General features: G+C 41.0%; 4 protein-coding genes and 1 pseudogene. 1 reads left to right on the plus strand and 4 read right to left on the minus strand.

The annotated features are described in order from the left end of the window. A pseudogene (locus VB714_RS07190) lies at positions 1-402 on the plus strand (TIGR04168 family protein); the annotation flags it as partial. 212 nt (positions 403-614) lie between these two features. Here the strand turns inward: VB714_RS07190 and VB714_RS07195 are convergent. From VB714_RS07195 to VB714_RS07210, 4 genes are all read right to left on the minus strand, one after another. Beyond that, entirely contained in the window at positions 615-773 is a 159-nt protein-coding gene (locus VB714_RS07195) for a hypothetical protein (RefSeq protein ID WP_323222567.1), read from the minus strand. A gap of 313 nt (positions 774-1,086) precedes the next feature. Continuing rightward, positions 1,087-1,419, minus strand: coding sequence for an XRE family transcriptional regulator (locus tag VB714_RS07200; protein ID WP_323222569.1), 333 nt, complete (start codon positions 1,417-1,419; stop codon positions 1,087-1,089). Then, on the minus strand, positions 1,416-1,775 hold the full coding sequence (locus VB714_RS07205; RefSeq protein ID WP_323222571.1) for a type II toxin-antitoxin system RelE/ParE family toxin: 360 nt from the start codon (positions 1,773-1,775) through the stop codon (positions 1,416-1,418). Before VB714_RS07205 ends, VB714_RS07200 begins: the two co-directional genes overlap by 4 nt. 37 nt (positions 1,776-1,812) lie before the next feature. Further along, the gene (locus tag VB714_RS07210; RefSeq protein WP_323222573.1) at positions 1,813-1,968 is read right to left on the minus strand and encodes a hypothetical protein; all 156 of its coding nucleotides are present in this window, start codon (positions 1,966-1,968) and stop codon (positions 1,813-1,815) included. Between the last annotated feature and the right edge of the window lie 132 nt (positions 1,969-2,100).

The raw sequence follows: 2,100 nt of genomic DNA on the forward strand, positions 1-2,100 counted from the left end.
TTGATTTTCCTGTCCCACAATGGACCCTATGGGTTAGGCGATCGCCCAGAAGATATTTGCGGCCGGGACTGGGAACCATTAGGAGGCGATCGCGGAGACTTGGATTTAACGGAGGCGATCGCCAAAACTCGCCACTTCAACAAAAAAATTCCCCTTGTCACCTTTGGTCATATGCACCAAAGTCTACGCCATACCCAACGCCAACAGCGCCAGATGCTACAAATTCAAGGAAGTACATTTTATCTGAATGCCGCACAAGTTCCCCGCATTATTAACCGTAAAGGCGACATTCGACGCAATTTTTCGATTGTGGTTTTGCAAGATGGCGAAGTGAAAACAATTTCTTTGGTTTGGGTGGGTCAAGATTATCAAATTATTTCTCAAGACATCTTTTTCTCGTAGGTAAAATGGGTATCTTATCGGCGATCGCGTTTTCAAAATATCTGCGTGAGAGGCGATCGCGGAACTGGGAGAATATACAATAGAGAGCAAGTTCATACTTTTTGGCCTGGTTGTGGGGGTATTGGGTGTGGACGCTCTCTTCTCTCGCGTCGAGACTTGTAAAATGTAATATATAAGGAACCTACAAGAAAGTGTAAAGAATTGCGAAGAGGTCATTTTTCACGAACCCTTGCGGGTTCTGGCTTTCCGATACCGGGTACGGGGGGAGAGGAAGGGCGATCGCGATTGTCAGAATAATTTTGTAGTACATCTCCCGTCATTTGCGACAAGATTTTTTCTAATACGTTAGGGTTGTAGCAATTCGCCAACATAAATTTTTCCGCAACCCTAAAAGAATCCTTGCAACCTTGCTGCATAGTCGTGCATTTTGATTAAGGGAAATTCAGAAAAATAAATCAGTAATGAGATTGTTCTTCTTATTACCGATCCGTCAGGGATTGAATAGAAGTTAAGGAAATAAATCGGTAATTAAATTGTCTTTCTTATCTCGATCCGCCAGGGATTGAAAATCCCCGTCTCATACAAAAAATCCATTGAAATGGATTGGGGAGTGTTGCGATCGCGCTAATATTAGCAAATTTAATCTTTAGCTTTCATCAGACGATCGCGCCGTATCCAATTATCTTATTCGCGATCGATTTCTTTAAGTTCGGCAAATTCTTTGATTTCAATTTCTCGATCTGGAAATCGCATAATGATGCTTAATTCTCCCCCGATTGACGCGATCGCTTTACGCAAATTAGCAATATAGATTTCTGTCTCTTCTTCTAATTGAGAAATATCCGAGAGAGAACAATTTAATTGTCGAGCTATTTGAGCTTGATAAGTTGACCAAAACTGAGAAGATTCAAGTTGTGCGAGTTCTACTTTAAGTTGTTCGGTTTTCGCTACAATTTTAGCTTTCCGACTTTCAGAAAAATGAGCAGTAAGCTCTCGAAAATTGTGATGTCCCGTCATATCAACCCCTCTTGCTTAAGTTCCAATAGATATTCATCATACAAGCGGTCTGCGATCGCGACATAAGTTTTATAAAAGCGATCGTCCCCAGTTTTGTCACCTCCAATTAACAAAATAGCAGTTCGTCTCGGATCGAACGCATAAAATATTCGGATGGGATTTCCTCTGCTTTGAATTCGCAATTCTCTCAGATGAGAATGTTTTGAGCTTTTAATGTTTGAAGAATAGGGAAACGGTAATCGTGTTCCTTTTTCTTCTAACAGTTTAACCATACTGGCAATATCATCTTGCTGCTCTGGAGGTAAAATGTACCACCAATGAGCAAATTCATCAGTATATTCAATGTCCCAAGTCACGATTTTTGGAGAAAATATTAGAGATAGGGAAACCTAATTATAAACTATTCTGACAATAGGAATTATTTGGCAACCGCGATCGCGTTTTTTTTGTATATTCATCCAATGTTAGGTAATCCCCCACCTCATAAGTCTGTTTTGCGGCTTCAATTTCTGCTTGAATTTCGAGATTGTCTTCTTGAACGCTCCCCAACCAAATCAAAGATTATGGTTGGGGATTCTTTCAGCTACGAGAGACCTCGTAGCGTTCCCAGAACAACTGGCGTTCTCAGCGTGCAGTCGGAACTTTTGCCAACATACACTCTGGAAAAGTTTTTGTCACCTA

This window comes from Spirulina sp. 06S082 (genome assembly GCF_034932145.1).
Classification (GTDB): Bacteria; Cyanobacteriota; Cyanobacteriia; order Cyanobacteriales; family Spirulinaceae; genus CCY15215.

What these genes read in the sequence shown, in the direction of transcription:
- VB714_RS07195 (WP_323222567.1), bottom strand. Translation starts at nt 773, where the DNA reads ATGTTGGCGAATTGCTACAACCCTAACGTATTAGAAAAAATCTTGTCG.
- VB714_RS07200 (WP_323222569.1), bottom strand. Translation starts at nt 1,419, where the DNA reads ATGACGGGACATCACAATTTTCGAGAGCTTACTGCTCATTTTTCTGAA.